General features: G+C 64.9%; 20 protein-coding genes. 9 read left to right on the top strand and 11 right to left on the bottom strand.

Going from position 1 to position 24,704, the window contains the following annotated elements:
• Nucleotides 1-527: 527 nt before the first annotated feature.
• Both rocD and AB7290_RS32060 read right to left on the bottom strand, forming a co-directional pair.
• Nucleotides 528-1,745 carry an ornithine--oxo-acid transaminase gene (rocD, locus tag AB7290_RS32065; RefSeq protein WP_085404402.1) on the bottom strand — a complete coding sequence of 406 codons (1,218 nt, stop codon included), beginning with the start codon at nucleotides 1,743-1,745 and terminating at the stop codon, nucleotides 528-530.
• A gap of 75 nt (nucleotides 1,746-1,820) precedes the next feature.
• On the bottom strand, nucleotides 1,821-3,053 hold the full coding sequence (locus AB7290_RS32060) for a cytochrome P450 (RefSeq protein ID WP_014496967.1): 1,233 nt from the start codon (nucleotides 3,051-3,053) through the stop codon (nucleotides 1,821-1,823).
• Nucleotides 3,054-3,161: 108 nt separating this feature from the next.
• On the opposite strand from AB7290_RS32060, the gene AB7290_RS32055 reads away from it, so the two are divergent.
• From AB7290_RS32055 to cnbZ, 9 genes are all read left to right on the top strand, one after another.
• Nucleotides 3,162-3,704 (top strand): phosphonopyruvate decarboxylase, encoded by a 543-nt coding sequence (locus tag AB7290_RS32055; protein WP_085404401.1) that lies wholly within the window; start codon nucleotides 3,162-3,164, stop codon nucleotides 3,702-3,704.
• The gene (locus AB7290_RS32050) at nucleotides 3,701-4,291 is read left to right on the top strand and encodes a thiamine pyrophosphate-dependent enzyme (RefSeq protein WP_085404400.1); all 591 of its coding nucleotides are present in this window, start codon (nucleotides 3,701-3,703) and stop codon (nucleotides 4,289-4,291) included. Before AB7290_RS32055 ends, AB7290_RS32050 begins: the two co-directional genes overlap by 4 nt.
• Nucleotides 4,292-4,432: 141 nt before the next feature.
• On the top strand, nucleotides 4,433-5,134 hold the full coding sequence (locus tag AB7290_RS32045; protein ID WP_085404399.1) for a TetR/AcrR family transcriptional regulator: 702 nt from the start codon (nucleotides 4,433-4,435) through the stop codon (nucleotides 5,132-5,134).
• Between the two features lies 1 nt (nucleotide 5,135).
• Nucleotides 5,136-6,329, top strand: a complete 1,194-nt coding sequence (locus tag AB7290_RS32040; protein WP_085404398.1) for an efflux RND transporter periplasmic adaptor subunit — start codon at nucleotides 5,136-5,138, stop codon at nucleotides 6,327-6,329.
• A 70-nt stretch (nucleotides 6,330-6,399) separates the two neighbouring features.
• Nucleotides 6,400-9,495, top strand: coding sequence for a MexW/MexI family multidrug efflux RND transporter permease subunit (locus AB7290_RS32035; RefSeq protein WP_071915899.1), 3,096 nt, complete (start codon nucleotides 6,400-6,402; stop codon nucleotides 9,493-9,495).
• Nucleotides 9,496-9,644: 149 nt separating this feature from the next.
• A complete protein-coding gene (locus AB7290_RS32030; protein WP_085404397.1) occupies nucleotides 9,645-12,242 on the top strand; it encodes a sensor histidine kinase in 2,598 nt (865 codons plus the stop codon).
• Nucleotides 12,239-12,628: a response regulator gene (locus tag AB7290_RS32025; RefSeq protein ID WP_014496960.1), complete on the top strand. Its 390-nt coding sequence runs from the start codon at nucleotides 12,239-12,241 to the stop codon at nucleotides 12,626-12,628. The genes AB7290_RS32030 and AB7290_RS32025 overlap by 4 nt, the downstream gene beginning before the upstream one ends.
• Nucleotides 12,625-13,875, top strand: a complete 1,251-nt coding sequence (locus AB7290_RS32020; protein ID WP_085404396.1) for an adenylate/guanylate cyclase domain-containing protein — start codon at nucleotides 12,625-12,627, stop codon at nucleotides 13,873-13,875. Before AB7290_RS32025 ends, AB7290_RS32020 begins: the two co-directional genes overlap by 4 nt.
• Before the next feature lie 9 nt (nucleotides 13,876-13,884).
• Entirely contained in the window at nucleotides 13,885-14,631 is a 747-nt protein-coding gene (gene cnbZ / locus AB7290_RS32015) for a 2-amino-5-chloromuconate deaminase CnbZ (protein ID WP_085404395.1), read from the top strand.
• On the opposite strand, the gene AB7290_RS32010 is transcribed toward cnbZ, so the two are convergent.
• The 9 genes from AB7290_RS32010 to AB7290_RS31970 all read right to left on the bottom strand — a co-directional run bounded on the left by AB7290_RS32010 (nucleotide 14,628) and on the right by AB7290_RS31970 (nucleotide 24,698).
• A complete protein-coding gene (locus AB7290_RS32010; RefSeq protein ID WP_085404394.1) occupies nucleotides 14,628-15,515 on the bottom strand; it encodes an ABC transporter permease in 888 nt (295 codons plus the stop codon). The two genes, cnbZ and AB7290_RS32010, sit on opposite strands and share 4 nt — an antisense overlap.
• A 3-nt stretch (nucleotides 15,516-15,518) precedes the next feature.
• Complete coding sequence (locus tag AB7290_RS32005; RefSeq protein ID WP_071915894.1) at nucleotides 15,519-16,460, bottom strand: ABC transporter permease; 942 nt, start codon at nucleotides 16,458-16,460, stop codon at nucleotides 15,519-15,521.
• 31 nt (nucleotides 16,461-16,491) lie between these two features.
• Nucleotides 16,492-18,003, bottom strand: coding sequence for an ABC transporter substrate-binding protein (locus AB7290_RS32000; protein ID WP_085404393.1), 1,512 nt, complete (start codon nucleotides 18,001-18,003; stop codon nucleotides 16,492-16,494).
• A 23-nt stretch (nucleotides 18,004-18,026) separates the two neighbouring features.
• Nucleotides 18,027-19,127: an ABC transporter ATP-binding protein gene (locus tag AB7290_RS31995; protein WP_085404392.1), complete on the bottom strand. Its 1,101-nt coding sequence runs from the start codon at nucleotides 19,125-19,127 to the stop codon at nucleotides 18,027-18,029.
• Entirely contained in the window at nucleotides 19,127-20,116 is a 990-nt protein-coding gene (locus tag AB7290_RS31990) for an ABC transporter ATP-binding protein (RefSeq protein ID WP_135215964.1), read from the bottom strand. The genes AB7290_RS31995 and AB7290_RS31990 overlap by 1 nt, the downstream gene beginning before the upstream one ends.
• The gene (locus AB7290_RS31985) at nucleotides 20,113-20,823 is read right to left on the bottom strand and encodes a DUF1028 domain-containing protein (RefSeq protein ID WP_085404390.1); all 711 of its coding nucleotides are present in this window, start codon (nucleotides 20,821-20,823) and stop codon (nucleotides 20,113-20,115) included. Before AB7290_RS31985 ends, AB7290_RS31990 begins: the two co-directional genes overlap by 4 nt.
• Nucleotides 20,824-20,832: 9 nt before the next feature.
• Nucleotides 20,833-22,638: a gamma-glutamyltransferase family protein gene (locus AB7290_RS31980; protein WP_085404389.1), complete on the bottom strand. Its 1,806-nt coding sequence runs from the start codon at nucleotides 22,636-22,638 to the stop codon at nucleotides 20,833-20,835.
• 87 nt (nucleotides 22,639-22,725) lie between these two features.
• Complete coding sequence (locus AB7290_RS31975; protein WP_085404388.1) at nucleotides 22,726-23,715, bottom strand: ABC transporter ATP-binding protein; 990 nt, start codon at nucleotides 23,713-23,715, stop codon at nucleotides 22,726-22,728.
• Nucleotides 23,712-24,698: an ABC transporter ATP-binding protein gene (locus AB7290_RS31970; protein ID WP_085404387.1), complete on the bottom strand. Its 987-nt coding sequence runs from the start codon at nucleotides 24,696-24,698 to the stop codon at nucleotides 23,712-23,714. The genes AB7290_RS31975 and AB7290_RS31970 overlap by 4 nt, the downstream gene beginning before the upstream one ends.
• Nucleotides 24,699-24,704 lie beyond the last annotated feature (6 nt).

Below are 24,704 nucleotides of genomic sequence, written 5' to 3'. Positions count from 1 at the left end.
GGGTGTGAGGGGGCGGCAATATGCGGCGTCGGCGGCGGTGCCATCGCCGGACGTTGCGGAGCTGCCGGCGCGCGATGGAATTCAGGTCGCGGTGCCGCCACGTGCGGGGCAGCTCGCTGCGGTGGTGCCGCGAAGTGCGGGGCCGGGCGCGGTGGCGGTGAGGCCATGCGAGGCGCCGGACTCGGCGCCATGGCCGGTCGCTGCGGCATGGCCGGAGGATGAAATGCCGGCGCAGCGGGACGCGCCATCGCAGGTGGCGCCGCCGGTCGGGCCATCGCAGGCGGCGCTGCCGGTCGGGCAGCCGCTCCCGGCGGCCCACCCCGACCATGATGGTCCTGGGCGGACGCACCGACGCTCGCCGTGAGCATCGACACACCGACCAAAAACGCCGAAAGGCACACGGCACGCGGAAGCATGATCGCAACTCCACGCTCGTCCCAGTCGCCCGGAACCGTTCAACGCGCAGGTGGCGAAATCGTTCGTTGTTGACTGCCCGCGGCCTTGCGGTCTTCCGACGCAGGCAGAGCTCAGGCGAAATCCTGCGTCAGGGTGGCAGCGATTCTCTCCAAGGCCCAATCAACCTGGTCACTGGTAATCACCAGCGGCGGGGCGAAGCGGATCGTGTGCTCGTGGGTATCCTTGGCGAGGATGCCTTCGGTCTGCAGAGCCTCACAGTAGCGGCGCGCACGGCCGGCTTCAGGGTTGAGCTCGACCGCCAGCATCAGCCCGCGTCCGCGCACGTCGCGCACCGTGTTGGCGCGGATGCTTCTGAGGCCTTTCAGGAAGCGCTCACCTTGCACCGCAGCGTTCTCGATCATCCCTTCCTCGACGAGAACGCGGAGCGCCGCCCGCGCCACCGCGCAGGCGAGCGGATTGCCACCGAATGTTGAGCCATGCTGACCTGGTTTCAGCGTGCCGAGGACCTCGTTGTTGGAAAGCACGGCCGAGACGGGATAGAAACCGCCGGACAAAGCTTTGCCGAGCAGCGTCACATCCGCCTCGATGCCCTCGTGCTGTTCCGCAAGCAGCTTGCCGGTGCGGCCGAGTCCAGTCTGGATCTCGTCGAGGATCAGCATCACGTCGTGCGCCGTGCAGAGCTCGCGCACCCCCGTGAAATAGCCTGCCGGTGGAATGATGACTCCGGCTTCGCCCTGGATGGGTTCGACCAGGAAGGCGACGGTGTTCGGCGTGATTGCGTCTTCCAGCGCGGCGAGATCGCCGAAGGGAATGATTTTGAAGCCCGGCGCAAAGGGGCCGAAATGTTCGCGCGTGGCCGCGTCGGTCGAGAAGCCGACGATGCCGAGGGTGCGTCCATGGAAATTGTTGGCGCAGACGATGATCTCGGCTTGCCCGTCGGGCACCCCCTTCACCTCATAGCCCCATTTGCGCACGGACTTGATCGCGCTCTCAACGGCTTCGGCTCCGCTGTTCATCGGCAGCACCTTGTGAGAGCCGGTGAGTTCCGCGATCTCCTCGTAGAAGGGAGCGAGCTGGTCGTTGTGGAATGCACGCGAGGTCAGGGTCAATCGGCCGGCCTGCTCGACCATGGCGGCCAGGATTTTCGGGTGGCAATGGCCCTGGTTGACCGCCGAATAGGCGGAGAGGCAATCCAGATATCGGTTGCCCTGGGTGTCCCAAACGAAAACGCCTTCGCCGCGCGACAGGACAACGCCAAGCGGCTCGTAATTGCGGGCGCCGAAGCGCGCCTCCCTCGAGATGAAATCAGCGACTGGCGGACTACTCATTCGTCACTCCAGCTCACGTGTCTTACGCATTCTAACAGATAATGCGTCGCTCGTTCGAAACGATGCCCGCGGGCCTCAACCTATAGAGCAGGGCACGCTCAGGAAGCCGCGGAACCGCACCCGTCCGCCCCGCACCGGATGGCCGCTCACGGCATAGTTCGGGAAGCGCGCCAGGAAGCGCGAGATCGCAATCGCGCCTTCGAGTCGCGCCAGCGCCATGCCGGCGCATTGATGCGCGCCGGTGGCGAAGGCGAGATGCCGGTTCGGCGTGCGCGCGATGTCAAAGCGTTCGGGCTCCGGAAACTGGGCGGGATCGCGGTTGGCCGCCCCGATGCACAGCGTCACCGACGTGCCGGCGTCGAGCATGACGCCGCCGAGCTCGATCTTCTCTGTCGTCATGCGGTTGCCGAGCTGGTTCGAGCTCTCGTAGCGCAGCATCTCCTCGACGGCAGTCTTGATCATGTCGGAGTTTTCGATCAGCCGCTGCTTCTGGTCCGGATTCCGGTGCAGCGCGACGAGGCCGTTGCCGATCAGATTGGTGGTGGTCTCGTGCCCGGCGTTGAGCAGGAAGATGCAGTTGTGCAGCAGCTCCTTCTCCGTCAGCCGCTCGCCGTTTTCCTCGCCGTTGCCTTCTCCCTGGATCAGGCGCGTCAGCACGTCACGCTCGGGATTGCCGGGCTTTTGGCGCCTGCGCGCGACCAGGGTTTCGAGATAGGCGAGGAAGTCCTTTACCGCCTTGTTGCCGCGCGCAGCCACTTCGGGCGACACCACCGGCTCGAGTGCACCGAGGATCGCCAGCGACCAGTCGCGCAGCGGCTCGCGTTCGTCGTGGGGAACGTCGAGCAGATTGCCGATCACTTCGATGGGGATCGACGCGGCGAAGTCGTCGATCAGCTCGCAAGCCCCCTTGGCGGCGATGGCATCGAGCAGGCCGTCGACCAGCTTGACGATATCGGGCTCCATCCCCGCGATCGCGCGCGGCGACAGCGCGCCCATGATCAGGCGGCGCACGCGGGTGTGGGCGGGCGGGTCGTTGAAGACGAGGCTCGTGGTGTGGTGCTCGTAAAGCGGGGTGTCGCCGTATTTCGGCGCGAACTCGCGCTTCTTGTCCGAACTGAACGACTTTGTGTTCTTGTAGGTGGTGACGAGATCGTCATAGCGGGTCAGGAACACAGTGCCGTTGGGGAGGCGCTTGACCGGCTCGTTTTCCCGCAGTGCACGATAAGTCGGGTAGGGATCGTCGTAGAATTCGGGTGTCAGCTTCTCCAGATCGAAATTGGCCGCCAGTTCTTTCGCACTTGCGTTCATCGCCGCCATACTCGCCGGTTGAGACCGATATGCTGTTTTCGCTCTTTCGAGCGGCTCGGCTCACCGTCTACAGTCGTGTCGTGATTTGCAAGCCGACCGGACAGGAAAATGCACGCCCGCGCTGACGCTGCCGACACGGCCCCGAATTGGCCCGACGATATTTTCGCGACATTGCAACGCTTCGACGTCCGGCAGGCGCCTTACGTGCCCGACGCCGGCCATTCGAAGTTGATTCAGCGCGTGCTGGCCTCAACCACGATGCGCGGCATTCCGCTGACGACGGAGGAGGAGGGCGTCGCGCTCCTGGCCGGGGCCTGGACCGGCGGACAGCGCGGCGTGCTTCTGATGCAGTCGAGCGGGGTCGGCAATTGCATCAACATGCTGTCGCTGATCCCGATCCTGCGCTTTCCGTTCCTGACGCTCGTGACCATGCGCGGCGAGTGGGGCGAGTTCAATCCATGGCAGGTGCCGATGGGATCGACCACGCATTGCGTGTTCGAGCTCTCTGGCGTCCAGGTGCTGCGCGCGTCCAATGCGGCCGAGGTGCCGGCCGTGCTGGAGGCGGCCGCAGCGCAGGCCTACAACGCGCTCACGCCCACCGCCGTCCTGCTGTCGCAGCGCCTGATCGGCGCCAAGGTTTTCACCAAATGAGCAAGGCCAATCTCCTCGACCGCCGCCAGGTGGTGTCTACCCTGCTTGCGAACCGCAAGAACGTCGTCGCAATCGGCGGCCTCGGGGCCTCCACCAACGACATGTGTGCCGCTGGCGACCACGCGCGCAACTTCTACCTCTGGGGCGGCATGGGCGGCGCGGCGATGATCGGGCTTGGTCTGGCGCTGGCGCAACCAAAACTGCCGGTGCTGGTCATCACCGGCGACGGCGAGATGCTGATGGGGATGGGGAGCCTTGCCACCATCGGCCTGCAGAAGCCGTCCAACCTCTCGATCGTGGTGCTCGACAACGAGGCCTATGGCGAGACCGGTGGCCAGACCAGCCACACCTCCGCAGCTGCCGACCTCGTCGGCGTCGCCAGGGCCTGCGGCATCGGGGACGCCCGCGCGATCTCGACCATGGCCGAGGTCGAGGCCTTCGCCAAAGCCGTCCACAACGTCTCGGCGGGGCCGCGATTTGCCAATGTGAAGATCGATAGCGCCAGCCTGGACCGGATTCTCCCAGTCCGGGACGGGACTTACATCGTCAACCGGATCCGTGGCGATCTCGGCTTCCAGCCGATCTAGCCCTGCTTGGCTCCGTCCTGAGCAACGTTCCGGGCCCTCCGGGCGGGGAAGTGTGACCATTTTCCAACAAGTTTGCACCCACGTAGGTTGCGTCGCAGCATTCTGCTTGACTTTTGCGTGGGTGAGTGCTTACTCACTAACATGAGCTCACTGCGAATGACGAGCGACCTGAGGCGTCAATTGATCCTCGGTGCCGCAAAACGCTGCTTTGCCCGACACGGCTATACCGGCACCACGACCAAGAGCGTGGCGGCCGCCGCTGCCATTTCCGAGGCGCTGCTGTTCAAGCATTTTCCGTCCAAGGCGGCGCTCTACGCCGAGATCCTCAGCGACGAGTGCGAAGCCGATCCGGCACTGACGGACCTGCTCGAGCGGGAGCCCTCGACGGCCACGCTGGTCGAGTTGATCCGCGGCATGGTCCAGCATTTCCTCCACATCGCCGACGGGCCCGATCAGGAGGAGGCGCAGCGCCTGCGACTGATGGCCACCAGCCATCTGGATGACGGCGAATTCGCCCGTCTGCTATATGCCAAGATCGAGAAGCTGATCGGGGCGGTCTTCCTCGCCTCGCTCGAGCGCGCGGTTGCCAGCGGTGACGCGCGGCCGTTCAGCGGCGATCCGCTCAACCTGTTCTGGTTCGCGCATCATTCGGTGATGATGGCTGCGCTGACCAGGCTGCCGGCCACGCCCTGCCTCGTCTACGGCAAGGCGAACGATCTGGAGCGGCAGCTCTGTGAGTTTCTCCTGAGGGGTATCGGACTTAACGACGCCGCAATTGCTTCGCATTTGGGCCGCGATCAGGCCGCGGATGCGGGCAAGACGGCGATTGCAGAAAGCGCATGACATGAACATCGTAACCGAACACAAGATTTCGGGCGAACCGATCGACACCAAGGCTCCCAAGCGTCCGGTCAGGCCGGTGCTGTGGTTCATCATCGTCGGCACGCTCCTGGGCGTGCTCGTTGGCGGCCTCGTCTGGTTCAATTACTTCCGCGGCCAGATGATCAAGCAGTTCTTCGCCAACAACAAGCCGCCGCCGACCGCGGTCAGCGCGGCCGAGGCGAAGTCCGAGGTGGTGCCGAACCTGCTCACCGCAGTCGGTGGCCTTGCCGCCGTGCACCAGGTCGACGTCAGCGCCGACGTCAACGGCCGCGTCACCGAGATCAAGTTCGAGCCGGGTACGCATGTCGATTCCGGCACGCCACTGGTGCAGTTCTTCGACATGCCGGAGCAGGGCGACCTCGCCAACTACAAGGCGCAGGCAACCGTCGCACAGCTCTCGCTCGACCGCGCCAAGCAGCTGGCATCGCGCCAGTTCGGCCCGCAGGCGACCGTCGATAACGCGCAGGCCGCCTACGATCAGGCGCTGGCCGGCATCGCCAAGACCGAGGCGGTGATCTCGCAGAAGCTGGTGCGTGCGCCGTTCTCCGGCGATCTCGGCGTCCGCAAGGTCGAAGTCGGCCAGTACCTGACGGCCGGCACGGCGATCGTCTCGCTGACCGATCTGTCGGAGCTGTGGGCCAACTTCACGGTGACCGAAAAGGACTCGGGCAACCTCAAGGTCGGCCAGCCGGTCCGGCTCAAGGTCGACGCCTACCCCGGCCGCACCTTCGATGCCAAGATCACCACGATCGAGCCGCAGGTCGCGGCCGACACCCGCAACATCCGCGTGCAGGCGACGGTCGCCAATCCGGAGAAGATCCTGAAGCCGGGCATGTTCGTGACCACGACGGTGGTGCTGCCGGCGAAGCCGGCCGTGATCACCGTGCCGGAAACGGCGGTCGATTACACGCTGTACGGCGACTCCGTGTTCGTGATCACCGAGAAGAAGGAAGAGGACGGCAAGACCAGCCTCTCCGCAGTGCGCACGTTCGTGCAGACCGGCAGCCGGGTCGACGGTCGCGTCGAAATCATCAAGGGCGTGAAGGTGGGCGACAAGGTCGTCGCTGTCGGCCAGCTCAAGCTGCAATCGGGCGCCCCAGTTGCGATCTCGACCGATCCGGCGCCGCAGATCCCGGCGCAGCCGCCGCGCTACTGATCCAATACATCCAGGTGATCCGGCCTCGCCGGGTCACTTTTCTTGAGACAAAGAAATCGAGATCGCCGCGATGCGCTTTACCGATATTTTCATCAAGCGACCGGTCCTGTCGGTCGTCGTCAGTCTGCTGATCCTGCTGATCGGCCTGCGCGCGGCGATGGTGCTGCCGATCCGGCAATATCCGAAGCTGTCGAACACGGTCATCAACATCACGACCGTCTATCCCGGCGCGTCCGCAGACCTGATCCAGGGCTTCATCACGACGCCGATCGAGCAGGCGGTCGCCTCGGCCGAAGGCGTCGACTACATGACCTCGTCCTCGGTGCTCGGCACCTCGACGATCCAGGTCTACATCAAGCTGAACTTCGATCCGAACCAGGCGCTCACCGAGGTGCTCGCCAAGACCAACTCGGTCAAGTACCTGATTCCAAAGGAATCCAACGACCCGATCGTCACCAAGACCACCGGCCAGACCACGGCCGTGATGTATCTCGGCTTCTCCTCCGAAGAGCTGTCGGGCTCGGCGATATCAGACTATCTGACGCGTGTGGTGCAGCCGGTGCTGTCGACGGTCGACGGCGTGGCCTCGGCCGACATTCTGGGCGGCCAGACCTTTGCGATGCGGCTGTGGCTCGATCCCATGAAGATGGCCGGCCGCAACGTGTCGCCGGCCGATGTCGCCGCCGCGATCGCCGCCAACAACTTCCAGTCCGCAGCGGGGCAGACCAAGGGCTATCTGATCGTTTCCAACATCTCGACGAACACCAGCCTGACTGACGTCAACCAGTTCAGGAAGATGATCGTCAAGGCCAAGGACGGCGGCTTTGTGCGGATGGAGGACATCGCCACAGTCGAACTCGCCGCCCAAAGCACGGATGCCAGCGTCGCCTTCAATGGCGAGCATGCGATCTTCATTGGCGTGAACGCGACGCCGCAGGGCAACCCGCTGACGCTGGTCAAGGGCGTGCGCGCACTGTTCCCCGAACTCGAGCGCAATCTTCCGCCGTCGATGAAGATGAAGGTCGCCTACGACTCGACCAAGTTCATCCAGTCTTCGATCGACGAGGTGGAGAAGACGCTGGGTGAAGCCGTGATCATCGTGATCGTGGTCATCTTCCTGTTCCTGGCCTCGCTCCGTTCGGTCATCATTCCCGTCGTCACCATTCCGCTGTCGATGATCGGCGTCTGCACCTTGATGCTGGCGTTGGGTTTCAGCTTCAACCTTCTGACCCTGCTCGCGATGGTGCTCGCGATCGGCCTCGTGGTCGACGACGCCATTGTCGTGGTGGAGAACATCCATCGCCATCTGGAGGAGGGGAAGACGCCGGTTCAGTCGGCGCTGGAAGGCGCGCGCGAAATCGTTGGGCCGGTCATCTCCATGACCATCACGCTCGCGGCGGTGTACGCGCCGATCGGCTTCCTCGGCGGCCTGACCGGTTCGCTGTTCCGCGAATTCGCCTTTACGCTCGCGGGCTCGGTGATCGTGTCAGGTGTGATCGCGCTGACGCTGTCGCCGATGATGTGCTCTATTCTGCTCAAGAATACCGAAGAGGGCCGCTTCGCCAAGCTGGTCAACAAGGTGTTCGGCGCTTTGACGCGCTGGTATGGGCGCAGGCTCGACCGCTCGCTCGATTACAAGGCGATCACCGGTCTGTTCGCGGTGACGATCCTCGGGCTGGTCGGCTTCCTCTACATGCACACCTCGAAAGAGCTGGCGCCTGAGGAGGACCAGGGCATCGTGTTCGCGGTGACCAAGGCGCCGAAATACGCCAACATCGACTATGTCGATTTCTACGGCGAGAAGCTCGACGAGAAATTCCAGAAGTTCCCCGAAACCGATCTGCGCTTCGTGCTGAACGGCATCAACGGCCCGCAGGGCGGCATCGCCGGCATGCTGCTGAAGTCGTGGGACGAGCGCAAGCGCTCGTCGATCCAGTTGAAGCCGCTGGTGCAGGCCGAGCTTTCCAAGATCGAGGGCGTGCAGGCTTTCGCGTTCAACCTGCCGCCGTTGCCGGGTGGCCCCGGCGGTCTGCCGGTTCAGATGGTGATCAATTCCACCGCGGGCTTCCAGACGGTCTATGAGCAGATGGAGAAGCTGAAGGACGCCGCGCGCAAGAGCGGCATGTTCATCGTCTCCGACAGCGACCTCGCCTACAACCAGCCGAACGTGGAGGTCACGATCGACCGCACCAAGGCGCAGGATCTCGGCGTTAACATGCAGAACCTCGGCTCTACGCTCGCGGTGCTGCTCGGTGGCAACTACATCAACCGCTTCAATCTGGAGGGCCGGTCCTACCAGGTGATCCCACAGGTGCCGCGCAGCAGCCGGCTCTCGCCGGAATCGCTCGGCGGCTATTATGTGACGACCAACACGGGCCAGCAGCTCCCGCTGTCGACCGTGGTCTCGGTCAGGACCAAGACTGATCCGAATTCGCTGACGCATTACAATCAGCTCAATTCGGCGACGTTCTCGGCTGTGCCGATGCCCGGCGTGACGGTCGGATCGGCGGTCGACTTCCTCGAAGGCGAGGCCAAGAAGCTGCCGGCCGGCTTCAGCCACGATTATCTCGCGGACTCCAGGCAATACGTGCAGGAGGGCAACCAGCTTGCGATCACCTTCGGTTTTGCGCTGATCATCATCTTCCTGGTGCTGGCGGCGCAGTTCGAGAGCCTGCGTGACCCGTTCGTGATCATGATCTCGGTGCCGATGGCGATCGTGGGTGCGCTGATCCCGCTGTTCTTTGGCATGGCGACCATGAACATCTACACCCAGGTCGGTCTGCTGACCCTGGTCGGCCTGATCACCAAGCACGGCATCCTGATGGTGGAGTTCGCCAACGAGCTCCAGGTCAACGAGCGGCTCGACCGCCGCTCGGCCATCGAGATGTCGGCCCGCATTCGTCTGCGGCCGATCCTGATGACCACGGCCGCGATGGTGACCGGCCTGATCCCGCTCCTGACTGCGTCCGGCGCGGGCGCGGCCAGCCGCTTCTCGATCGGCCTCGTGGTGGTCGCCGGCATGTCGATCGGTACGCTGTTCACGCTGTTCGTGCTGCCCGCAGTCTACGTCGTGCTGGCAACCGACCACCGCGCGGCGGCCGATTCCGAGCGGAACAAGGAGGTCAACGATCTCGACCTCAATTCCAAGGCGCTGCGACCGACCTGAGCCGCAGGTCAGCGAACCAGAGGGCGGCAGCGGCATCCGTTGCCGCCCTTTTCATTTGCCCCGCAGCCTGCGGACGCCGTCAGGCTTAGGGGGAGCCCTTTCCGCGTTGGCGAGAGACAAGTTCCGGCCTTCTTGCTAGATTCGCCGGGATGAGCATCTCCCTCCACCCCGACACCCCGCAAGCCAGGACGGCGCCGAGCGCGGCCGCGGCTGGCGTCGTGCCCGGCGAGGCGGCGGGGCGCGGGATCAGGACCCGGCTTTTCACCAAATATGTCGCGCTCTTCGTGGCCGTCGTCGCCATTGCGCTGCTGGCCAACGGGCTGTTCGAGGTCTTCTTCTATTATCGCGAGCACAAGGCCGCGCTGATCCGGGTCCAGCATGAGCAGGCGGAGGCGGCGGCGGCCAAGATCGGCCAGTTCGTCAAGGAGATCGAGAGCCAGCTAGGCTGGACCACGCAGCTGCCCTGGTCGGCGGGCTCGATCGAGCAGCGCCGGTTCGACGCACAACGGCTGCTGCGCCAGGTGCCCGCGGTCACAGAGCTCGCCCAGGTGGATGCGACCGGCAAGGAGCGCTTGCGGGTCTCGCGGCTGGCCATGGACGCGATCGACAGCGGGATCGACCTGTCGGCCGACCCGAAGTTCACCGAGGCGGTCGCGCACAAGGTCTATTACGGCCCGGTCTATTTCCGCAGGGAGTCCGAGCCCTACATGACGCTCGCGCTGGCCGGCGCGCGCAAGGATGCCGGCGTCAGCATCGCGGAGGTCAATCTCAAGCTGATCTGGGACGTCGTGTCCCAGATCAAGGTCGGCGAACACGGGCACGCCTATGTGGTCGGCCCGGAGGGACGCCTGATCGCGCATCCCGACATCAGCCTGGTGCTGCGCAACACCGACATGTCGGGCCTCGCGCAGGTGCGCGCCGCGCAGGCTGGAGGCGGCACCCTGTCCGACGCGCTCCCCGAAGCGCGCAATATCCAGGGGCAGAAGGTGCTGACCACATCGGCCCCGATCGAGCCGCTGCATTGGACCATGCTCGTCGAGCTGCCGGTCGAGGAGGCCTATGCGGCGCTCTATGCTTCGCTGCAGCGGCTGGCGATCGTGTTGCTCGCAGCGTCGATCTTCGCGGTGCTCGCCGGGATTTTTCTCGCACGCCGCATGGTCGGACCGATCCAGGCCCTGCGCAGCGGCGCCGAGCGGATCGGCGGCGGCGATTTCTCGCAGCGCATCTCGATCAAGACCGGCGACGAGCTCGAAGGACTCGCCGACCAGTTCAACGACATGGGCGCGCGATTGCAGGAATCCTATGCGGATTTGGAAAACAAGGTCGAGCGGCGGACGGCTGAATTGTCCGAAACGCTCGAGCAACAGACGGCGACTTCTGAGGTGCTGGAGGTCATCAGTTCCTCTCCGGGCGAACTCGCTCCCGTGTTCTACAAAATGCTCGAAAATGCGACGCGGGTCTGTGGCGCAAGTTTCGGCGTCATGAATCTCTGGGACGGTGAAAGCTTCACGATTGCGGCGGATTACAATGTGCCGGCTGCGTTCGCTGCTTCGCGAAAAGATGTGGAAATCCGACCTCGTCCGAACAGCGCGCTCGCCGAGGTCGTCAGGACACGTGAGGTCGTCCACGTTCACGATGTGCGAAACACACCTGCCTATCTTGCTGGTGGGCCTGCCGTTCGCGCGATCTCAGACGTCGCCGGCGCCCGTACGATCGTCATCGTGCCGATGCTGAAGGAGAACGAGCTGATTGGCACGATCGCGGTCTATCGCAAGGAGGTCCGTCCGTTCGCCGACAAGCAGATCGCACTGGTTGAGAATTTCACCAAACAGGCTGTGATTGCGATCGAGAACGCTCGACTGCTCAAGCAGCTTCGTGAGCGTACCACGGAGCTGTCGCAGTCGCTCGACAATCTGCGTACCGCGCAGGATCGCCTGATCCAGACCGAGAAGCTCGCCTCCCTCGGCCAGCTCACGGCGGGGATCGCCCACGAGATCAAGAACCCGCTCAATTTCGTCAACAATTTCTCCTCGGTCTCGACCGAGCTGATCGATGAACTCAACCAGGCCCTGCAATCGGCTTCGCTCGACGGCAAGACGAAGGAGGAGGTCGACGAGCTGACCGGCATGCTCAAGAGCAATCTCGAGAAGGTGGTGCAGCACGGCAAGCGCGCCGATTCCATCGTCAGGAACATGCTGCTGCATTCGCGCGCGGGTTCCGGCGAGCATCGTCCCAGCGATATCAATGCCATCGTCGAGGAAAGCCTCAATCTCGCCTATCACGGCGCGCGCGCGGAACGGCCCGCCTTCAACGTCACGCTCGAGCGCGAGTTCGATCCCGGGGCCGGGATGGTCGATGTCTATCCGCAGGAGATCGCGCGCGTCTTGCTCAATTTGATCTCGAACGGCTTCTATGCTGCGGCCAAGCGCAAGGAGAGCGCGACGGACGGCTTCGAGCCCACCTTGAACGCGGCCACCAAAAACCTCGGCGACAAGGTCGAGATCCGGATCCGCGACAACGGCACAGGGATTCCGCCCGAGGTGAAGGCGAAACTGTTCAATCCGTTCTTCACCACCAAGCCGGCCGGCGAGGGCACCGGGCTTGGCCTGTCCATGAGTCATGACATCGTCGTGAAACAGCACGGCGGCACGATCGACGTGAACACCACACCCGGTGTATTCACCGAATTCATCATCACGTTGCCGCGCCAGATGGCGGCGGACGATACTCCCGGAGGCAAGAATTGAACGTTTACATCCTGGTCGTCGATGACGAGCCCGACGTCGAGGCGCTGTTCCGGCAGCAGTTCCGGCGTGACCTGCGCGCCGGACGCTTCCAGATGGAATTCGCGCCGTCCGCGTCCGATGCGCTCAGGCTCGCCTCCGAGGTGCGCGACCCCTCGTTGATCCTGATCCTGTCCGACATCAACATGCCCGGCATGAGCGGGCTCGACATGCTGCCCAAGGTGCGCGCCGAGCATCCGGACGTTCCCGTCATCATGATCACGGCCTATGGTGACGCCGAGACGCGCCGGAAGGCGATCGAGCGTGGCGCCATCGGGCTCCTCACCAAGCCGATCGATTTTGCGCTGCTGCGGCAGGAGATCGACACGAGGCTCGAGCAAGCCGCATGACTTCGACCATCCTCTTCGTCGATGACGAGCCAGACCTCGAGGCGCTGATCCTGCAAAAGTTTCGCAGGCAGATCCGCGACGGGCTCGTCGACATCATGTTTGCACGCGACGGCGTCGAGGCGCTGGAATCCCTCGAGCAGAACCCGCATGTCGACATGGTGGTCTCCGACATCAACATGCCGCGGATGGATGGGCTGTCGCTGCTGGCGAAGCTCCAGGAGGCCGAGGACAAGAAGTCGACCATCATCGTCTCGGCCTATGGCGACATGAGCAACATCCGCACCGCCATGAACCGCGGCGCGTTCGACTTCCTCACCAAACCGATCGACTTCGCCGACCTGGAAGCCACGATCGAGAAGACCATTCGCCATATCGAGATGCTGCGCGAGGTACGGCGCCGTCAGATGGAGGCGGAGCGGGCCCATGCCGCGCTATCGCGCCATTTCTCGCCCGAGCTCGCCAAGCGTCTGGTGGCTGGCGGCGAGGGTGAGGGGATCGAGGTGCAGTGGCGCGATGTCGCCACCATCTTCACCGATATCACCGGGTTCACCTCCCTGGTCGAGAGCGCGCCGCCCGAGACGCTGGGCGCGCTCCTCAACGAATATGTTGGCGGGATGACCGAAACCATCTTCGCGCATGAGGGGACGGTCGCAAAAATCATCGGCGATGCGATCCAGGTGCTCTTCAATGCGCCCGGCGATCAGCCGGACTATGCGACGCGTGCGGTCGCCTGCGCCCATGACCTCGATGCCTGGGCGCAGGATTTCTGCGCGCGCCAGAGGGCCGTGGGCGTGAACTTCGGCACCACCCGCATCGGCATTCACGCCGGGCCGGCTCTGGTCGGCAATTTCGGAGGCAACCGCTTCTTCGACTACACCGCGTATGGAGACACCATCAACATCGCGGCGCGACTGGAGGCCGCCAACAAGCATCTGGGAACACGCATCTGCGCCAGTGCCAGCGTCGCCAAGGCGGCCGAGCATTTTCAAGGCCGTCCCGTGGGTGATCTGATGCTGCGCGGACGCAGCGAACCGCTGCGCGCGTTCGAACCGTTGCTGCAGGAAAAATTCGAAGCGCCAAGGACGGCGCAATATTCCGAGGCTTTTGCCAAGATGGAAGCCGGCGACGTCGCGGCGATGCCGGCCTTTGCCGCGCTGGTCGGGATCCACGCCGACGATTCCCTGGCCGGCTTTCACCTGAAGCGCCTGCTCAACGGCGCCAAGGGTGTCCGCATGAAACTGGAATAGGAGTTCGACATGATTGGTGATTTCTCCGCCGGCAACTATCGTTTCATTCCGTCCGTGTTCCAGTATTCGGCGGGTGCCGCCGCTGACGACGGCTACGAGATCGAGCGGGTTCGGTTCGACCGCCTGGTGCCGCTGGCCGAGGGATTTGCGCTCGCGGCGAAGTATATCCAGGAAGCAGGCCGGCCGCTGACGGCGTTCTGTGCCTGCGAGTTGCGCTCACCGGCGGCCTTCAGCGAGGACGGCTTTCGCGCATTCAACCTGCACTATGTGAAGACGCTGTCCGAATGGGGCATCTTCGACGGCACCACCAATCCGGTGGCGCGCAGCAATGTCTGTCCGGAGATCGATCCGCCGTCCGAGCCGTCGTTCTATGCCTTCTCCTTCACGCGTCCGACGACATCGAAGGCGCCAAGTTTCGTGATCGCCGGTGGCGCCGAGACGCGCGAGGGCGGCGGGACCTATGTCGAGCGCACCGTGCGCTACCGCGACCTCAGTCCGGAGGGGCTGCGCGAAAAGGTGCGCTTCACCACCACGTCGCAGATGGAAAACCGGATGACGGCCTTCGGCTTCGGCTGGAAGGACACCACCGGCGTGCAGGCCTATTCCGTGCACGATTTCCACCACGCGCTGGTCGACGAACTGGTCCGCCGCGGCGCGTTGCGCTCCGGCCTGACCTGGCATTTTGCCCGTCCGCCAGTGGTCGATCTCGAATACGAGATGGATTGTCGCCGCGTGATGCGCGAGACCGTGATCTAGCGCTGACGCGGGTCGAGCGCGTCGCGCAGGCCGTCGCCGAGCAGGTTCAGCGACAGCACCACGAGGAAGATCGCAAGGCCCGGCCAGATCGCCATCCACGGCGCCTGGGTCAGGAAGCGCTGCGCCGCGTTGAGCATGCTGCCCCAGGACGGTGCGGGCGGCTGCTGGCCGAGGCCGAGGAACGACAGCGCGGCTTCGGCGATGATGGCGGCGGCGATCGACAGCGTCGCCTGCACCAATAGCGCGGGAAGGATGTTCGGCAGGATGTGCGAGAAGGCAATGCGCCACGGCGGATTGCCGAGCGCGCGCGCCGCCTCGACATAGTCTTCGGCCTTGACGCTCAAGACCTGCCCGCGCGTCAGACGGATGAAGATCGGCGTGGCCGAGATGCCGATTGCGATCATGGCATTGCCGAGGCTGGGACCGAGGAAGGCGGCCAGCGCAATCGCCAGGATCAGGAACGGGCAGGCCAACATTGCATCGGTGATCCGGCTGATCAGCGCGTCAACAAATCCGCCGCGATAGCCGGCGAGGAGGCCAAGAGGGACACCGATCCCGAGCGCGATCGCGACCGAGATCAGACCCGCCATCAGCGAGGCCCGCGCGCCGTAGATGACGCGGCTCAGGATGTCGCGGCCGAGATCGTCGGTGCCGAACCAGTGAGCGGCGGTGGGCGGCTTGCGCACCAGGCTCCAGCTCGTCGCAATGGGATCATAGGGCACGACCAGCGGCGCAAGGGCCGCAAGCAGGATGAAGGCCGTGATCACGACAAGCCCGAAGACCGCAGCCTTGCGCTTGAACAGGCGCCGCCGCGCACGGCGCGCCGGGCTGTCCAGCTCGTAGGCCTGGGAGGCGGGACTGGCTGGCAGTGCGGCGTCGGTCATCGTCTAACCTCGCAGCCGCGGATTGACGAGGACATAGGCGACGTCGGCAACGAGATTCAGTGTGATGTAGACTGTGGCCGTCACCAGCACCACGCCCTGCACCACCGCATAGTCACGGTTGAAGACGGCATCCACGATCAGCTTGCCGAAGCCGGGAATGGAGAAGATCTGCTCGGTCAGCACCGCGCCCGACAACAGCGTGCCGAGCTCGAGCGCACCGAGGGTGATGATCGGCGTGAGCGCGTTGCGCATCGCATGCTTGAGGATCACCGAGCGCTCGGAGAGACCTTTCGCGCGCGCGGTGCGGACATAGTCGCTCTCCAGAACCTGGAGCATGGCGCTGCGCGTGTGCCGCATCAGGACCGCCGAAATTGCGTTGCCGAGCACGAAGGCCGGCATGATGGTGGCTGCCAGGCTCGCGCGCCAGTCCTCGGTCAGCGGCACGTAGCCTGAGGCCGGCAGCCAGCCCAGGTGAATCGAGAACAGGAAGATCATGAGGATTCCGAGCCAGAAATTCGGCGTCGAGATACCCCACAGCGCGAACAGGTTGGCACCATAGTCCCAAACCGTGCCCTTCTTCACCGCGGAGATGATGCCGGCGGGAATGCCGATGAGGAACGCGATCAGGATCGCCATCGAGCCGAGCTGGAGCGTCACCGGCAGCTTCTGTGCGATCAGCTCGCGCACCGGCATCTTGTTGCGCAACGACTCGCCGAAATTGCCTGAGAGAACGCCCTTGAGCCAATAGACGTACTGCACGGGGATCGGCTGATCCAGCTTGTACTGCTGGCGGATCTGTTCGATCACGGCGGGATCGCGCTCCTCGCCGGCCATCACCAGCGCGGGATCGCCCGGCAGCAATTGCTGGAGCGAGAAGATCAGCACCGACACGAAGAACAGTGTCGGCACGATCTGCGCGATTCGGTGGGCGAGGAAGTTCAGCATGGCTCCACGCGCGTCCCAACCGCTGCCGTGATCACTTGAACTTCAATCCGACCACACGCACCAGCCCATCGGGCATCTGCCTGTAGCCGTCGAGCTTCTTCGTGTGCGCGATCAGCAGTGTGCGGTGGTAGATGTAGATGATCGGAAAATCGTCAAGCAGGATCTTGGTCAGCTTTTCGTAGATCGCCTTGCGCTCCTCGACGTCGGACGTCATGCGTCCATCTTCCATCAGCTTGTCGGCCTCGGGGTTCGAATACACGCCGTCGTTTTGCGGCGCCTTGCTGCGCATGAAGATGTAGGAATTGCCGTCGGGATCGATGCGGCCGCTCCAGTTGATCTGGAAGATCTGGAACTCGCCGGCTTGAGCCTGCTTGAAGGTCGTCGCGAATTCGACCGCGCGGATCTTGATGTCAAAACCCGCTTCCGCGGCCATGGACTGGACGACCTGGGCGACGGCTTCGTTCTCCGCGCCCTTGGGGATCATGTAATCCACCGTCACCGGCGTGGTGACGCCGGCTTCCTTCAGCAGCGCCTTGGCCTTCGCGATGTCGCGACCGCGAACCGGGAACGCTTTCTGGTAATAGGGATGCTTCGGGCTGACCCACTGATTTCCAGGCGTGAACTCGCCGTTGAAGACGACCTGGTTGAGCGCTTCGCGGTCGATCGAGAGATCGAGTGCCTGGCGGACCTTCGCCGACTGGCTCAGCGGCCCCTTGGTTTTGTCGTTTCCGATATTGACGGTCAGGCCGAGATAGCCGAGCTCCGGCGCGGTCGACAGCACGAGGCGGGAATCGGCGCGCACGTCCTTGATGTCGGTGGCGAGCACGCGCTCGATCAGATCGAGCCCGCCGGACTTGAGGTTGGCAAGGCGCACCGTCGCGTCGACAATCGGCAGGAACACGACGCGGTCGATATGGATGTTGTCCTTGTTCCAGTAGTCGGCAAACTTCTCGAACACCATGCGGTCCTGCTGGACGCGCTCGACGAATTTGTAGGGACCGGCGCAGACCGGATGCAGGCCGAACTTGTCGCCGGCTTCCTTCGCCGCCTTCGGCGAGACCATCATGCCGGAGCGGTCGGTGAGCTGGGCGATCAGCGGCGAGTAGGGCGTCTTCAGCACCAGCTTGATGGTCAGCGGATCGACCACCTCGACATGGTCGACGCTGGCAAGCTCGGACTTCCGGAACGAGGTCGGCAGCGTCATGTGACGCTCGATCGAGAATTTTGCGGCTTCGGCGTCCAGCGGCTCGCCGTCGTGGAATTTTACGTTGGGCCGGAGCTTGATCGTCATCTCCTTGCCGTCGGCCGAGGTCTCGTAGGACAGCGCGAGCTGCGGCACGATGTTGAGCTTCTCGTCGATGTCGAACAGCTTGTCGCAGAAGGCGGAGAAGACGATGCGGCCGACATAGGTGCGGCCGATGCTGGGATCGAGGATGTCGGGGTCTTCGGCGATGCCGATGCGAAGCGTGGTCTGAGCCTGGGCTGCGCCCGCGAGCGACGTCAGCACAGCCGACGCCAGGATTGTCAAACGCATGAAACTCATCGCTCTCAACCTCTGTTTTGCGGCTATGCCGGGTCCGTTCCCAATGAACTAACCCCGCTGCCGCGGACTGCTTCCGGGCCGCCGCTGAAGGCGGCGACCAATTTTTCAAGGACCGGCGAAAAGCCGCCGTCGGACGGGACGATCGCCGCGGAGGACGGCAGTTCCGACGTTCGGTGACAGGCCGTTGCATGTCCGATGCCATCCGGCACCAGCTGCGGCATTTCACTGCGGCAGCGGTCGACGACGTAGGGGCAGCGGGTGTGGAAGCGGCATCCCGGCGGCGGGTTGAGCGCGCTCGGGATCTCTCCCTGCAGCACAATCCGGCTGCGCTTTGCCCGCGGTTTAGGCATGGGGATCGCGGACAGCAGCGCACGGCTGTAGGGATGGCGGGGTGCCGCGAACAGGGCGTCCGCCTCGGCAGTCTCGACGATCTGGCCGAGATTCATCACGGCGACATGGTCGGCGATGTGCTTGACCACAGCCAGATCGTGCGAGACGAAGATGTAGGCCAGCCCAAGCCGGTCCTGCAGCTCGCGCAGGAGGTTGAGGATCTGCGAGCGGATCGAGACGTCCAGCGCCGAGACCGGCTCATCGCAGATGATCAGTTTTGGTTCGACCGCGAGCGCGCGGGCGATGGCGATGCGCTGGCGCTGGCCGCCGGAGAATTCGTGCGGATAACGCCGCTCGAGCCGCGGCTCGAGGCCGACCAGTCGCAGGATTTCCGCGACGCGCTCGCGCCGTTGCGCCGGCGGTACCAGATCGTGCAGCGCCAGCGGCTCGGCGAGAATCTGGCCGACCGTCATGCGCGGATTGAGCGAGGCGTAGGGGTCCTGGAAGATGATCTGTGCTTCGCGGCGGAAGGCGCGGAGCGCCCCGGCGTCCAGCGAGAGCAGGTCACGGCCGGCGAAACGCACCGTGCCTGCATCCGGCTCGATCAGCCGCAGCACCAGGCGACTGACGGTGGATTTGCCGCAACCGGATTCGCCGACCAGGGCCAGCGTCTTGCCGGCGTCGAGAGAGAAGCTGACGCCATCGACCGCTTTGACATGCCCCAGTGCCCGGCCGAACAGCGAGCGCCCGGCGACAAAATGCTTGACCAGGCCTTCGACCTCGAGAAGCGCCATCACGACACCAGAAGTTCGAGCGGCGCGCGGATGCAGCGCGAGAGGTGGCCGGGGCTGACTTCGACCAGCGGTGGCGGCGCCTTGGTGCAGGCGTCCAGCACGAAGGGGCAGCGCGCGGCGAAACGGCAGCCAGCGGGTGGCTGCGCCATGTTCGGCACCATGCCCTCGATCGTGGCCAGTTGCTCGGCGCGATGATCGAGCCGCGGGATCGAGCCCAGCAGGCCGACGGTGTAGGGATGCTGCGGCATGGCGAACAGCTCGTCGACCGGCGCGCGCTCGACGATCTCGCCGGCATACATCACCGCGACCTCGTCGCAGACTTCGGCGACGACACCGAGATCGTGGGTGATCAGGATGATAGCGGCGCCGCTCGCCGCCTTCAGTTCGCGCATCAGCTCCAAAATCTGCGCCTGCAGGGTGACGTCGAGCGCGGTGGTCGGCTCGTCTGCGATCAGCAGCCGCGGGTCGCAGGCCAGCGCCATCGCGATCATCACGCGCTGGCGCATGCCGCCGGAGAGCTTGTGCGGATATTCGTCGATCCGCCGCTCGGGCGAGGGGATGTGAACGCGCCGCAGCAGCTCGATGGCCCGCTCGCGCGCGCTGCGCCGGGAGCCGCCGCGATGGCGCAGAATGGTCTCGATGATCTGGTCGCCGATGGTGAAGCTCGGGTTGAGCGACGTCATCGGCTCCTGAAAAATCATCGCCAGCCGGTTGCCGCGGAGGTCGCGCAGCGTCTGGTCAGGAGTCTTCAGCAGGTCGAAGCCGTCGAAGCGGATTACGCCGGAGATCTCCGCGCTTTGCTTCGGCAAAAGCCCCATGATCGCCAGCGACGTCACGCTCTTGCCGCAACCGGATTCGCCGACGAGGCCGAGCGTCGCGCCATTGGCGACGCTGAGATCGACGCTGTCGACGGCGTGGGTCACGCGGCCGTCGTCGCCGTGGAAGCGGATGCGCAGATCCTTGATCTCGATGAGAGGACTTGCGCTCATGATTGCCTTGCTCGGCTCGCAGCAATGCTGGCGTCGATGACGCTGCGATCGGTGTTGCCTGCCGGGTTCTGCCGCGTCGGCATGGAAGAGCGGAAATGCACCCAGAGTTCCTGACTGACGCGCTCCAGCCGTTCGAGTTCGCCCAGCGGATCGAGATGATCGTCGGCGCGAATGTCCAGCGCCGGCCATTCCTCCTCGCCGTGGATCAGGAGCGCAGCGGATTGCTTGCCGCGCTTGTCGCCGCCGGCGGCCTCGCCCGCGCGCATGGCGGCGAGCAGGCGGCGCGGGAAGGGCAGGCTGTCATTGGCGATATAGGTCTTCGCGGTCTCGTCGAGCACGTCGGCGCCGGCAAGCATGTTGCCGGCGATCGAGAAGCCGCTGCCGGCGATGTGCCCGCACCAGTCGACGCAGTCGCGCCCGGTATGCGCGGCGATCGCGCCGCTGGCGTCCATGATGTGGATCTGGCGGCTCTCGCGGCCGTCGTCGGTCGCGAGCTGGGTGGCGAGAACGTTATGCGCATTCAGGCCCTCGCGCAGCAGCTTGACGCCGTCGATGCCGTAATAGGGATTGACGAAGGCCTGGGTCGCGATGGCGCCGAGACCGGCCGCGATGTAGGGCACGCGCGCTCCGACGGCGAAGAAGCGGGTAGCTACAGCGATGCCGAACTGGCCGGTGGCAGGGTCTCGCGCGATGATCGACCAGGTCATGTGCTGCCTTCAGCGCCCTGCGGCGTAGCCCTGCATGCCACGCGGGTTGGCGGCGGCGCGGCGGCGCACCCCGACGCGCGAGGCCGCGGTGAGGCGACCTTCCGACCAGTCGGGGCCGACCTCGACAATGTGTCCGCGCTCGCGAAGGTTCTCGATCGTCGCCTTCGGCACGCGGTTCTCGACCACGAGCACGCCGGGGCGCGCGGTGCGCGGCCAGAACGAGATCGGGAAGTGCTCGGAGTGCCAGGCCGGCGCGTCGATCGCTTCCTGCAGATTGAGGTTGCAATGGACGTGCCGCAGGAAAAACTGCGTGATCCACTGATCCTGCTGGTCGCCGCCGGGCGAGCCCCAGGCCAGATACGGCTCGCCGTCGCGTAGCGCCATGGTCGGCGACAGCGTCGTGCGCGGCCGCTTGCCCGGCGCAAGCGCGGCGGGATGGTCTTCCTCCAGCCAGAACATCTGCGCGCGGCTGCCGAGGCAGAAGCCGAGCTCCGGAATGATCGGCGAGGATTGCAGCCAGCCGCCCGATGGCGTCGAGGACACCATGTTGCCGGCCTTGTCGATGATGTCGAAATGCACGGTGTCGCCGCGCACCTCGCCGAAGCGCCCGACTGTCGGCTCGCCCGCGCCAAGCGCGCCGACCGCCTCACGCTGCCCCTCGGCGCGGCGCAGCTTGACCACGCCGCCAAAACCTTCGACCGAACCGGGGAGGAAGTCGAGCGATGCCTTCTCTGAGATCAGTTTGCGACGTTCGTCGTTATAGGCATCCGACAGCAGCGTCGCGATCGGGATCTCGCTGAATTTGGGATCGCCGTAGAATTTTTCGCGGTCGGCAAACGCGAGCTTGGCGCATTCGATCTGGAGGTGGATGAATTCCGGCCCGGTCGGATCTAGCCCGTCGAGCGCAAAGCCCTTGAGCAGCGCGAGCTGCTGGAGCGTCACCGGACCCTGGCTCCAGACGCCTGCCTTGCAGACGGTGTAGCGGCCATAGTCGTAGGTCAGCGGTGCCTCGATCGTCGGCTGCCAGCGCGCCATGTCGTCGGCCGAGAGCACGCCGCGATGCGGCGAGCCGCTGACATCCATCACTTCCTGGGTGCGGCAGAACTTGTCGATGGCTTCCGCAACGAAACCTTGCGACCAGGCCTTTCGCGCGCGCTCGATCTCGGCGTCGCGGTCGCCGCCGCCGCTCTCGGCTTCGCTGAGAATGCGGGCGTAGGTCGCAGCCAGCGTCTTGTTGGTGAAGAGCGTGCCGGGCCTCGGCACTTCGCCATTGGGCAGATAGACCGCCGCCGAGGTCGGCCAATGCTTGCGGAACAGTTGCTCGACGGTCTGGATCGTGGCGCAGGCGCGCTCGACCAGCGGATAGCCGTCGCGCGCGTAGGAGATGGCCGGCTCCAGCACGTCGCGCACGCGCATCGTGCCGTAGTCGCGCAGCAGCATCATCCAGGATTCGAACGTGCCGGGGACGCAGGCCGCGAGCAGGCCGGTGCCCGGCACCATGTCGAGGCCTTCGCTCTTGTAATGCGCGATGGTGGCGCGCGCCGGCGCCGGGCCCTGGCCGCAGATCACCTCGGTGCGTGCGCGTTTGACGTCATGCACGATGATGGGCACGTCTCCGCCGGGGCCGTTCAAATGCGGTTCGACGATCTGGAGCGTGAACGCTGTGGCGACGCCGGCGTCGAAGGCATTGCCGCCCTTTTCCAGGATGGCCATGCCGACCGCGGTCGCGATCCAGTGTGTGGTGGCGACGACCCCGAATGTGCCCTCGATCTCGGGGCGCGTCGTGAAGGGATCGGGATTGACGTTGCTGGCCATGGGATTTCGCTACCTTATTTGTCGCGCGCGCAATTGATCACAGGCAATGCCGTGCCGCCAATGCGCAGGCCGCATGGCACGCGCGCGTCACGCCGGGACCGGCGCGGTGTTCACCGCATGGCAGGCGACGCCGGCGATCAGTTCCGGGGCTTCCTTGCGGCAGAGATCGAACGCCAGCGGGCAGCGCGGATTGAAGGCGCAGCCGGGCGGCGGATTGATCGGATTCGGGATCTCGCCCTTCACTGGAATACGCTGGCGGCCCGACATTGCGAGATCGGGCACGGCGCCCAGCAGCATCTTGGTGTAGGGCATGCGCGGTCGGGCGAACAGCTCGCGTCCCTCCGCGATCTCGACGATGCGGCCGAGATACATCACGCCGACGCGGCTCGCCATGTGGCGGACCACGGCGAGGTTGTGGCTGATGAACATGTAGGTCAGGCCGAACTTGTCCTGGAGGTCGCGCATCAGGTTCAGGATCTGCGCCTGCACGGAGACGTCGAGCGCCGAGGTCGGCTCGTCGCAAACGATGAACTCCGCATCGGAGGCGAGCGCTCGCGCGATCGCGATGCGCTGGCGCTGGCCGCCGGAGAATTCGTGTGGAAATTTCAACCGGTCGTCGGGATGCAGCCCGACAAGGCTGAGCAGTTCGCCGACGCGCGCCTGGATGTCGCGCTCGCCCTGGATCAGGTCGAAGGCGCGGATCGGCTCGGAGATGATGGCATCGACCCGGAAGCGCGGGTTCAGGCTCGCATAGGGGTCTTGAAAGATCATCTGGATGCGGCGGCGCAGTTTTCGCCGCGCCTGCGCCTGCCGTGGATCGGTCATCGAGATGCCGTCGATCAGCACGTTGCCGGAACTCGGCGGCAACAGGCCGACGACCATCCGCGCCACCGTGGTCTTGCCCGAGCCGGACTCGCCGACCAGAGCAAAGGTCTCGCCCTTCCTGATGTCGAAGCTAACGTGATCGACAGCCTTGAGATATTCGAGATGCCCGCCTTCGAGCACGCGGTTGAGCCAGGGTTTTGAGACGTCGAAGACGCGGCGCAGATTTGTGGCCTGGACGAAGGGCGTGCTCATGCCGCGCTCTCCGCAGGCACGGTGTCGTAGAGATGGCAGGCAACGGACTGTGTGCCGCGCGATAGTGGCTCCGGCCGTTCAACCCGGCAACGATCGAAGGCGAAGGCGCAGCGCGGATTGAACGAGCAGCCGCGCGGGATCGCCGACAGGCGCGGCATGGAGCCGGGGATCTGCACCAGGCGCTTGTCGTCCCCGGCAAGCGTCGGGATCGCGCCCATCAGGCCCTTGGCGTAAGGGTGCAGCGGATTCCTGACGACGTCCTGTACCGGGCCGATCTCGGCGACGCGGCCGGCATACATCACCGCGACGCGGTCGGAGGTCTCCGCGATCACGCCCATGTCGTGCGTCACCAGCATCACGGCGGTGCCGTGGTCGCGGCCGAGCCGCTTGATCAGCGAGATGATCTGCGCCTGCACGGAGACGTCGAGCGCGGTGGTTGGCTCGTCCGCGATGATCAACTCGGGCTCGGCGCAGATCGCCAGCGCAATCACAACGCGCTGGCGCATGCCGCCGGAGAATTCGTGGGGATAGCCGTCGATGCGCTTTTCCGGCGCGGGAATACCGACCTCGGCGAGCAGGTCGATGGCGCGGCGGCGGGCGGCCGTCTCGGACAGGTTCAGGTGGGTTTTGATCGTCTCGATGATCTGGTCGCCGACGCGGTACAGCGGATTGAGCGAGGTGAGGGGATCCTGGAAGATCATGCCGATCCGTTTTCCCCGGATGCGGCGTATCTGCTCGGCGGGCAAATTGTCGATGCGCTGGCCGGCGAGACGAATCTCGCCGCCGGCGATGCGACCGGGCGGATCGATCAGGCCGATCACCGCCAGGCCGGTGACGGACTTGCCGGCGCCGGATTCGCCGACCACGCCGAGCACCTCGCCCTTGGCGATGTCGAACGAGACGCCGTCGATCGCGCGCAGCGTGCCGCGGCGAGAGGCGAACTCGACCTGAAGATTGCGCACGGAGAGAACGGGTTCGGTCATGGGCGA

Origin of the sequence: Bradyrhizobium sp. 613_E4_N2_2 (assembly GCF_052075995.1) — a bacterium.
GTDB lineage: Bacteria > Pseudomonadota > Alphaproteobacteria > Rhizobiales > Xanthobacteraceae > Bradyrhizobium > Bradyrhizobium barranii.
Note: the sequence above shows the minus strand (reverse complement) of the source record. Positions and strands in the feature narration are given on the sequence as shown.

Coding starts and splice junctions, on each gene's coding strand:
- AB7290_RS31980 (WP_085404389.1), bottom strand. CDS start 22,638: ATGGCCAGCAACGTCAATCCCGATCCCTTCACGACGCGCCCCGAGATC.
- AB7290_RS32005 (WP_071915894.1), bottom strand. CDS start 16,460: ATGCTGAACTTCCTCGCCCACCGAATCGCGCAGATCGTGCCGACACTG.
- AB7290_RS32010 (WP_085404394.1), bottom strand. CDS start 15,515: ATGACCGACGCCGCACTGCCAGCCAGTCCCGCCTCCCAGGCCTACGAG.
- AB7290_RS32055 (WP_085404401.1), top strand. CDS start 3,162: ATGCACGCCCGCGCTGACGCTGCCGACACGGCCCCGAATTGGCCCGAC.
- AB7290_RS32045 (WP_085404399.1), top strand. CDS start 4,433: ATGAGCTCACTGCGAATGACGAGCGACCTGAGGCGTCAATTGATCCTC.
- AB7290_RS31990 (WP_135215964.1), bottom strand. CDS start 20,116: ATGAGCGCAAGTCCTCTCATCGAGATCAAGGATCTGCGCATCCGCTTC.
- AB7290_RS32040 (WP_085404398.1), top strand. CDS start 5,136: ATGAACATCGTAACCGAACACAAGATTTCGGGCGAACCGATCGACACC.
- rocD (WP_085404402.1), bottom strand. CDS start 1,745: ATGAGTAGTCCGCCAGTCGCTGATTTCATCTCGAGGGAGGCGCGCTTC.
- AB7290_RS32060 (WP_014496967.1), bottom strand. CDS start 3,053: ATGAACGCAAGTGCGAAAGAACTGGCGGCCAATTTCGATCTGGAGAAG.
- AB7290_RS31995 (WP_085404392.1), bottom strand. CDS start 19,127: ATGGCGCTTCTCGAGGTCGAAGGCCTGGTCAAGCATTTTGTCGCCGGG.
- AB7290_RS32000 (WP_085404393.1), bottom strand. CDS start 18,003: ATGAGTTTCATGCGTTTGACAATCCTGGCGTCGGCTGTGCTGACGTCG.
- AB7290_RS32035 (WP_071915899.1), top strand. CDS start 6,400: ATGCGCTTTACCGATATTTTCATCAAGCGACCGGTCCTGTCGGTCGTC.
- cnbZ (WP_085404395.1), top strand. CDS start 13,885: ATGATTGGTGATTTCTCCGCCGGCAACTATCGTTTCATTCCGTCCGTG.
- AB7290_RS32050 (WP_085404400.1), top strand. CDS start 3,701: ATGAGCAAGGCCAATCTCCTCGACCGCCGCCAGGTGGTGTCTACCCTG.
- AB7290_RS32020 (WP_085404396.1), top strand. CDS start 12,625: ATGACTTCGACCATCCTCTTCGTCGATGACGAGCCAGACCTCGAGGCG.
- AB7290_RS32030 (WP_085404397.1), top strand. CDS start 9,645: ATGAGCATCTCCCTCCACCCCGACACCCCGCAAGCCAGGACGGCGCCG.
- AB7290_RS31975 (WP_085404388.1), bottom strand. CDS start 23,715: ATGAGCACGCCCTTCGTCCAGGCCACAAATCTGCGCCGCGTCTTCGAC.
- AB7290_RS31985 (WP_085404390.1), bottom strand. CDS start 20,823: ATGACCTGGTCGATCATCGCGCGAGACCCTGCCACCGGCCAGTTCGGC.
- AB7290_RS31970 (WP_085404387.1), bottom strand. CDS start 24,698: ATGACCGAACCCGTTCTCTCCGTGCGCAATCTTCAGGTCGAGTTCGCC.